Genomic DNA, 8,604 nt, shown 5'->3' on the forward strand with positions numbered 1-8,604 from the left:
AGGCTACACGAGCAGTCCGTGACCAGCGAAATCGCGTGTCGGCCACTACTCTGTCCCCCATGCCAGGAGACTTGCCGTCGGTGCGGCCGGGCCGATTTCGTCGTCGCAGCGCAAGAGTCGGCATTCGCGCCAACGGCGAGCGGACGCTGATCCTCACCGTGTCTCTGCTGGCCACCGCGGTGACCGTCTTCTGGGGTTTCCGCGCCAAGTTCGTGTGCGGCGGTGCGCCGTTCGACGACGCGGGGCGCAGCGAGATCTTCCCGAGCGGGCCGAGGGGCACTTTGATCCCCTGCTATTCGGATCTGATGCAACTGTGGACCACACGCGGTCTCGGCGAGCATCTGATGCCGTACGTGCACGGCGGGATCGACGCACAGGGTCAGCTGTTCGGCGGTGTGGTCGAGTATCCGGTCCTGTCCGGACTGCTCATCTGGTTCGGTGCCGCCGGGAGCGAAACAGATGTGGAGTTTTTCACCCACAGCGCACTGATCCTGGCGCCGTTCGCGTTCGCGACGACGATCCTGCTCGCCCTGATGACGCGCTGGTGGGTGCTGCTGTGGGCGGCCACCCCACCGCTGGTGCTGTACGCGTTCCACAACTGGGAGCTGCCAGTCGTCTTCACATCGGTCGCCGCAATCGCAATCATGGCGTACGGCGCGAGCGCCAACCCGGAGACCGGCGGGCGCCGACTGCCGGTGCGGCACACAGCGATCGCGGCGACGGTGATGCTCGGCATCGGCTTCTCGTTGAAGATCTATCCGGGGCTCTTCGTCCTGCCGGTCGCCCTCTATGTGTTGACGTCGGGCGGAGTGACGGGAGCGGGCGGGAGCACTGCCGCGGCGCGACGCGTGCGTGACTGGGCTGGCGCCGGATGGGTGGCGGTGACTGCGGTCGTCACCGTCGCCGCCGCCCAGTTGCCGTTCGTGATCGCCGGATTCGACGGGTGGAAGGCGGCCCTCGACTTCCAGGGGCAACGTCGCGCAGACGTGACGACGAACAGCATCTGGTATTGGGGTCTGCGATTTCTGACCGGTGGCGAGACCTCCGTGTACCGCTCGTTCGTCGACATCATGTCGCCGCTGGCGATCGTCGTCGGCGTCGCCGTGGTCACCGTGGTGGGGTGGCGGATCCTCCAGCGCGACGGTGTCTATCCGTGGCTGCCGGTCGCTGCGTCGATACTCGCCGTGTTCATGTTGTTCCACAAGGTTCACTCGCCCCAATACACGCTGTGGATCCTGCCGTTCTTCGTCCTGCTACGGGTTCGCGCGCCGTTGATCGTGACGTATCTCGTCGCCGACATCGTCCTGGACCTGTCGGTGTTCCGGATGCTCGGTATGTCGAATGACGACGGCCAGTACGCACAGGTGGTGACGGGGATCGTCGCCGCAAGCACGTGGGTGCAGGCGATCGTTCTGGCGGTGTTGATCGTCTCGTTCGTGAGCGCCCGGCCTCGGCAGCCGCTCGCCTCCTACCTGTCGGGCGCCACGCCGCGGCCGGGCCCGTTGACCAGGTTGTCTGCGGCGGACGCCGCCGAGGCGAGGGCATGGGTCGGAGAGCCGACGTACTCGCGCGGAAGCGTCGTGCTCCGCCCGATCGTGGCATCCGACGCGCCCGCGCTCGCTGGGCTCGTCGACGACTCCGACCTTCCCCTCTACCAGTGGACCGGGCCGATTCCACGGACCACGCAGGCAGCGGCGGCGTGGATCGCGGAGGCCGCGACGTCGACGACTCGGGTAGCGTTCGCCGTCGTGCACGACGGCCGGCTGGTCGGTACCACCAGCTTCTACGATGTCGACGCCGCGAACCGGAGCCTGTCGATCGGCTACACGTTCTACAGTGCCGACGCGATGGGCACCGCGGTCAATCCGACGGCCAAGCTGCTTCTGCTCGACCACGCGTTTGACGTGTGCGGAGCGGTCCGCGTCGTCTGGCACACGCACGAGTCCAACGAACGGTCGCGGGCGGCGATCAGCAAGTTGGGCGCCGAGTTCGAGGGGCTGCTGCCGAAGCATCGAAGGTTTGCACGGGGCGAGCGAAGCGAGGGGGAATCGACACCGGGCGAGCGAAGCGAGGGGGAATCGACACCGGGCGAGCGAAGCGAGGGGGAATCAACACCGGGCGAGCGAAGCGAGGGGGAATCAACACCGGGCGAGCGAAGCGAGGGGGAATCGACGACTGCCTGGCGTACGACGGCCCAGTTCGCGATGACCGACGATGCGTGGCCGACTCGCCGGGAGGTTCTCGTTGCGCGTGCTACCCCGCCGGAGAGCGCAGCAGATGCTGAGCGGGAGCGGGTCTGACGAGCACGGGCTTGGCCATCTCCCACACGACGTACGCGCACAGCCCGGCGACCATCAGCCACCGTGCGGCGGACACGATGTAGAAGAATTCGACGGGCAGCCACTTGCGGTCGGGTTCGAGGAACAGCGCCATCCGCGGTACCCACAACAGCGCGTCGAAAGTCATCCACGCCAGGAGGACTCGGCGGTGCGGTATGGCCAGGACGGCGAGCGGAACGAGCCACAGCGAGGTCTCCGGCCGCCAGTCCTTGCCGATCAGCAGGGCTCCTGCGACCAGCAGGAACATCAGGGCGGGCAGTCGCGGTTCTCGCGGCGACCGCATCGCCAGGTATGTGACGCCTGCGACGACGGCGATCATGAGCGCGAAGACGAGCGCGGTGACGAGGACCGCCGACGGCTCCCACCCGGTCATCTGGGTGATCAATCGGTAGACGCTGTCGGGTCCGGCGGCGGCGTCTCGCCAGGCGGTGAACCAGGCGCCCCACCCTGACGGGTAGATGACGGCCACCGGGATGTTGATGACGGCCCAGCTGAGGACGGCTGCGGCGGCGACCACCAGCGAGTCGCGCACCCGTCTCTCCCGCACGCACAGCAGGCCGATCGCGACGAGGAGCAGAACGGGGTAGAACGCGGTGGCTGCGCCGAGTCCGATGAATAGTCCGGTGAGTTTCATCCGGTCGCGCGACCACGCGTACATGGCGAGCGCGGTGAACATGACGGGCAGCACTTCGAACGCGGTGAACGCGTGGACCAGCACGAGCGGGGACACTGCGATGAGCGCGACGACCCACGGGTCTCGTCTGCGTGTCCGCATCGTCGCCCAGATCGCGATCAGCCAGCCGAGAGCCAGCAGCACGGCCGCGATGTTGAAGTAGTTGACGACGTCGAGCGCTCTGGGCAGCCCGATCGCCTCAGTCAGGCTGCCCCATCCTCGTGACGCTTGCGCGACGACGTACATGAATGCGCCGGTTACGACGGGTTCTTCGAGGTACTTCTTCTCGCCGTCGGTGTTCCAGAACGTGCGGTACGGTGCAGCGCCTTCGGCCAGATCGTGCGGCGTCAATCGGTTCTCCGAGTAGCCCGCGACGATGTTCGAGTAGCAGAGCCCGTAGAACTGGCGTTGATCGTCCCAGTCGAGCCGACTCTGGCCGGGCTGTCCGTCGACTGTCGTCTGTTGGATGCAGCCCGCTTTGCCGAACCAGCCGAGGGCGAGGACGGCGAGTGCGATCAGGAACACGACGCGCAATGGCGTCCAGTGGCGGCTGCGTCCGACGGCTGCGTGCACACCGACCGGTCCGCCGATCGAGGTGCTCAACTGCGTGATCATCGGTTCGGTCCACGACGGCAGCACCCGATCGGTGGCCAGCCGGCGGTCGTCGCACAGCGGTGCGGGCGAGTCGACGTCGGCAGCCGAGTCGAGCCCGGCCGACGCTGTCGGCTCGGGCTCACTCGGTGACGATGTCGAATCCACTATCGCGACTCTATTTCAGGCGGCTCCATCACGGCGATGTCGCCGCGCCGCCGGAGTCGTCGTCTCCGCCTTGCCCGCCGATATTGGGCTCCCCGCCGCCGGAGTCGCCGTTGCCGCCGTTCCCGTTGCCGCCGTTCCCGTTGCCACTGTTCCCGTCGTTGCCCCCGCTGTTGCCGTTGCCCCCGTTTCCGTTGCCCCCGCCGTCGCCGTTACCGAAAGGGATGGTCACACCCGGGGCAATGGTGATGTCACCGTCCTCGCCCTGTCCGGGGATACGCGGTCGGTCCCTGGTCCGCGTCGGGCCCTCGGTCTCGGTCGGGGTGTACGTGTTGGTCGGCGGCACGTAGGGCACGCCTGCCTGTCCGCCGACGGACTCCGGCTCCGGGAAATCCTCGATCGGATCGCCTGCGAGCGCAGCGTCCATCTGCGCTTTCCAGATCTGCGCGGGCAGCCCACTGCCGTAGATCGTGCCACCGGAGTAGTTCCGCAGAGCGGTGCCCTTGTTGGTGCCGACCCAGACGGCAGTCGACAGCTGCGGCGTGTAGCCGACCATCCACGCGTCCTTGTTCTCTCCGGTGTCGCCGAGCTGGGCGGTGCCGGTCTTGGCCGCGGACGGGCGCGCACCAAGCGTCGGGTCCGAGAGCGAGTTGCCGTTCGAGTAGCCCGCGATCGGCTCCATGGCGGCGGTCACATTGTCGGCGACGGCCTTCGAGATGACCCGCTTGCCCTTGTCCTTGTCACGTTCGAACAGGACTTCGCCCGTCGACGTCTCGACCTTCTGCACGAAATACGGCTCGCGGTAGATGCCCGACGCGGCGAGTGTCGCGTACGCCGACGCCATGTCGAGGACTCGGCTCGGGTACTGACCGAGAACCACACCGCCTTCGGGGTGGCCGTTCTCCTCGGCGAGAGTGTGCTCGATGGTGCCGAAGCTCTCGGCGATGCCGAGCTTGTGCGCGGCGTCCGCCACGGCCTGAGCCCCGCCGTTGAGATCCATCATCAGGCGGTAGTAGACGGTGTTGAGCGACATCTTCAACGCGGTCGCGAGGTTGCACGTGCCGCAGCTCTCGCCGTCCGAGTTGGTGATCGTGAGGCCTGCCGGCCCCTCGTACGGGGCTGACGAGTACTGCTGCGACAGCGGGATGTCCTGTTCGAGGCCTGCGACGAGCGCGAACACCTTGAAGACCGATCCGGTCTGCAGACCTGCGGACCCGTAGTCCCAGCCGTTGCCGTCCATGCCGCCGAAGTAGCCGACGACCCCGCCCGTGTCCGGGTCGATGGAGACTGACGCGGTGCGCAGGTCCTTCGGTTCACCAGACAGTTTGGCGCGGGCCTGGCTGACGAGCGCGTTCTGCACCTTCGGCCTGATCGATGTGGTGATCTTCAGACCGCCGGTGCGGACGTCCTGCTCGCTGATGCCCAGTTCGTCGAGTTCGGCGAGCACCTGTTGCTTGATGTGCCCGCTCGGGCCCGAGGTGTCAGTCGACGTATCTTGCTTGGCATCGGCGACCTTCGGGAACTTTTGTCGGTCGCGGTCGACCTTGGGCAAGTATCCGATGGACTCCATGCCGTCGAGGACGTAGTTCCACCGGCTGGTCGCCACCTCCGGGTCGACGGCGGGGTCGTAGATCGACGGACCGCGGATCACTGCGGCGAGGAGCGCCGCCTCGCTGGCGGTCAACTTCTTGAGATCGTGACCGAAGTACGCCTTCGACGCTGCGGCGACGCCGTATGCGCCGCGACCGAAGTAGATGGTGTTCAGGTAGGCGGCCATGATGTCTTCTTTGGACCACTGCCGGGACATCTTGGTGGCGATCGCGAGTTCTTTGAACTTGCGCTTGTAGCTGACTTCGTCGCCGACGATCGCGTTCTTCACGTACTGCTGGGTGATCGTCGAGCCGCCACCCGCGTCGCCGCCTTTGAGCTTGCCGAGCGCCGCCCGCGTGAACCCGGACAGCGAGAAGCCGACGTTGTCGTCGAAGTCGCGGTCTTCGGCTGCCTTCACGGCGGCGACCATCGAGGCCGGGATCTCCTCGTAGGTAACGTCGGTGCGGTTGCCTTCTTCGGGAACGATCTGCGCGATCTTCCCGCCGTTGGCATAGGTGATGGTCGCGACCTGGTTCTGTTTGATGTCTCCGGGTGCGGGAACGTCGACCGTCACGTAGGTGAACACGAACACGATCACTCCGAGCAGAGCCACAACGGGCACCACACCGGCCGCCAGGCCGAGAACCCACGCGACCACCTTTGCGGTGGTCCGTCGTCCCTCGGTCTTGTCACCAGCCTCGCTGATCATCGCTCACCCACTTCTCTGTACTCCTCAGCCTGTACAGACTGTCGTTGACAACTCTGACGTACGGCAGCGCCGCTGCCAACTCTTCACGGTCGCCGATCCGGTCACATGGAGTCTTCTCTACGTCTATTTCGCCACGCGGCTCCGCTTTGTTGCAGGCCGGGGCTTCTTCTCGGGTCGGGCCACACCGGCAACGTACGACTGGACGAGATAGTTCCAGCGGCAAGTCCGGCACACTTCGACGACGTGCACCGTGAACTCCGGCGACGACGTCGCGAGAGCCGTGATCTCCGAGTCGGTCCGGGCTGTGCCCGAGGGCGCTCCACCCGCCCCGCCGAACACCCATGACACCAGCGTGACTTGCTCTTTGCGGCAGACCGGGCAGGGCCGCTGCGTGATCTGGCCGTGGAACTTCGCAGCTCGCAGCAGGTATGTGTCGCCGTCGCACACGTCCGACAGCGCCATCTGGCCCGCACGGAGGCGAGCCAGGGTGCTCCTCCGCGCTAGGGCGTAGTCGACGAGTTGGCGCTGCACGGTGTCCAGGGTAGACGCGAGCGGAAGGACGACCGCGTGTGATGAAGATCAACGACCCGCCCCTACTGCTCGGTTCGTTCTCAATTATATCGATGCGATACATTGGATGCTGCATCTAGCCGTCACAATGCGTCGAAAGGGGTCCGTCGTGCTCGAACTCGCCGTCTTGGGCCTTCTCCTCGAAGCGCCGATGCACGGTTACGAGCTGCGTAAGCGTCTGACCGGCCTGTTGGGCGCATTCCGCGCGTTCAGTTACGGCTCGCTGTATCCGACCCTGCGCCGGATGCGCGCCGACGGGCTGATCACCGAGGACGAGCCGGAGACGTTGACCGGCGCCAAGGTCCGCCGCGGCCGCCGGGTCTACCGGCTGACCCCGCAGGGCGAGGCCCGCTTCAGCGAACTCGTCGCCGACACCGGACCGCAGAATTACACCGACGACGGCTTCGGGGTGCATCTGGCGTTCTTCAGCCGCACGCCCGCCGTCGCGCGGTTGCGGATCTTGGAGGGCAGGCGACGTCAGGTGGAGGAGCGTCGGGAAGGGCTCCGCGACATGCTCGGGCGCTCGTCGCGCGGCAACGACCACTACACGCGGCAGATGCACGAGCTGAGCTTGGAGACCTCCGAACGCGAAGTCCAATGGCTCAACAAGCTGATCGCCGACGAAGCGTCGACCGGCTCGAAGGATTTGAATGCCGATGTGCCGGGTTCCGGCGACGGCATCGAAGTAGGAAATGAATCGGCGGTACCGCATTCCGCCGTATCGTCACACGAAGAAGGAGAGCCCGACCATGGGTGAAACCAACAGCGTGCGCGTGGCCATCGTTGGCGTGGGTAACTGCGCCTCATCCTTGGTCCAGGGCGTGCACTACTACAAGGACGCCGACGAGAACTCGACGGTTCCGGGCCTCATGCACGTCAAGTTCGGTCAGTACCACGTCCGCGACGTGGAGTTCGTCGCCGCGTTCGACGTCGACGCCAAGAAGGTCGGCTTCGACCTCGCCGAGGCGATCGGCAACAGCGAGAACAACACGATCAAGATCGCTGACGTTCCCCCGCTGAACGTCCCGGTCCAGCGCGGCCACACCCTCGACGGTCTCGGCAAGTACTACAAGGAGACCATCACCGAGGCCGACGGCGACGGCGTCGACGTCGTGAAGGCACTCAAGGACGCCCAGGTCGACGTCCTCGTCAGCTACCTCCCGGTCGGCTCCGAGCAGGCCGACAAGTTCTACGCCCAGTGCGCGATCGATGCGGGCGTCGCGTTCGTCAACGCTCTCCCCGTCTTCATCGCGTCCGACCCGGAGTGGGCCAAGAAGTTCGCCGATGCAGGCGTCCCGATCGTCGGCGACGACATCAAGAGCCAGGTCGGCGCCACCATCACCCACCGCGTGATGGCGAAGCTGTTCGAGGATCGCGGCGTCGCCCTCGACCGCACGTACCAGCTGAACGTCGGCGGCAACATGGACTTCAAGAACATGCTCGAGCGTGAGCGTCTGGAGTCGAAGAAGGTCTCGAAGACCCAGGCCGTCACCAGCAACCTGCACGGTTCGCTCGCGAACAAGGTGTACGACAAGAACGTGCACATCGGCCCGTCCGACTACGTCGCATGGCTCGACGATCGCAAGTGGGCATACGTCCGTCTCGAAGGCCGCGCCTTCGGCGACGTGCCGCTGAACCTCGAGTACAAGCTCGAGGTCTGGGACTCCCCGAACTCGGCAGGCATCATCATCGACGCCGTCCGCGCCGCGAAGATCGCCAAGGACCGCGGCCTCGGCGGCCCGATCCTGCCCGCCTCGGCCTACCTGATGAAGAGCCCGCCGGAGCAGATCGCCGACGATGTCGCGCGCACCCAGCTCGAAGCATTTATCATCGGCGCCGACTAAGGCTCCACAACTCGTCGCTCGAGCGACGAGCGCGCGATCCCCAAGACACGTCGACGGCACGGCTCACCAGGTGAGCCGTGCCGGCGACCGCGTGCCACAAACGACCACGCACCTCACAGCGGT

General features: G+C 66.2%; 6 protein-coding genes. 3 read left to right on the top strand and 3 right to left on the bottom strand.

Translation table 11 applies throughout. The features are described 5' to 3' along the window. Positions 1–59 precede the first annotated feature (59 nt). Entirely contained in the window at positions 60–2,300 is a 2,241-nt protein-coding gene (locus L5G33_RS10960; protein ID WP_236998200.1) for a GNAT family N-acetyltransferase, read from the top strand. Here L5G33_RS10960 and L5G33_RS10965 read toward each other — a convergent pair. The 3 genes from L5G33_RS10965 to L5G33_RS10975 form a co-directional block, all read right to left on the bottom strand. After that, positions 2,254–3,771 (bottom strand): glycosyltransferase family 87 protein, encoded by a 1,518-nt coding sequence (locus L5G33_RS10965; protein ID WP_236998201.1) that lies wholly within the window; start codon positions 3,769–3,771, stop codon positions 2,254–2,256. The two genes, L5G33_RS10960 and L5G33_RS10965, sit on opposite strands and share 47 nt — an antisense overlap. A 28-nt stretch (positions 3,772–3,799) precedes the next feature. Beyond that, complete coding sequence (locus L5G33_RS10970; protein WP_236998202.1) at positions 3,800–6,067, bottom strand: transglycosylase domain-containing protein; 2,268 nt, start codon at positions 6,065–6,067, stop codon at positions 3,800–3,802. Positions 6,068–6,190: 123 nt separating this feature from the next. Beyond that, entirely contained in the window at positions 6,191–6,598 is a 408-nt protein-coding gene (locus L5G33_RS10975; RefSeq protein WP_236998203.1) for a DUF5318 family protein, read from the bottom strand. A 148-nt stretch (positions 6,599–6,746) separates the two neighbouring features. Between L5G33_RS10975 and L5G33_RS10980 the strand changes: the two genes are divergently transcribed. Beyond that, positions 6,747–7,394, top strand: coding sequence for a PadR family transcriptional regulator (locus L5G33_RS10980; RefSeq protein WP_236998204.1), 648 nt, complete (start codon positions 6,747–6,749; stop codon positions 7,392–7,394). Beyond that, the gene (locus L5G33_RS10985) at positions 7,387–8,481 is read left to right on the top strand and encodes an inositol-3-phosphate synthase (RefSeq protein WP_236998205.1); all 1,095 of its coding nucleotides are present in this window, start codon (positions 7,387–7,389) and stop codon (positions 8,479–8,481) included. Before L5G33_RS10980 ends, L5G33_RS10985 begins: the two co-directional genes overlap by 8 nt. The last annotated feature ends 123 nt before the right edge of the window (positions 8,482–8,604 follow it).

Source organism: Gordonia liuliyuniae (assembly GCF_021738805.1).
Taxonomy (GTDB): domain Bacteria; phylum Actinomycetota; class Actinomycetes; order Mycobacteriales; family Mycobacteriaceae; genus Gordonia; species Gordonia liuliyuniae.

Excerpts from the sequence above, each read along its gene's own strand:
- L5G33_RS10960 (WP_236998200.1), top strand. The coding sequence starts at position 60 with ATGCCAGGAGACTTGCCGTCGGTGCGGCCGGGCCGATTTCGTCGTCGC.
- L5G33_RS10970 (WP_236998202.1), bottom strand. The coding sequence starts at position 6,067 with ATGATCAGCGAGGCTGGTGACAAGACCGAGGGACGACGGACCACCGCA.
- L5G33_RS10985 (WP_236998205.1), top strand. The coding sequence starts at position 7,387 with ATGGGTGAAACCAACAGCGTGCGCGTGGCCATCGTTGGCGTGGGTAAC.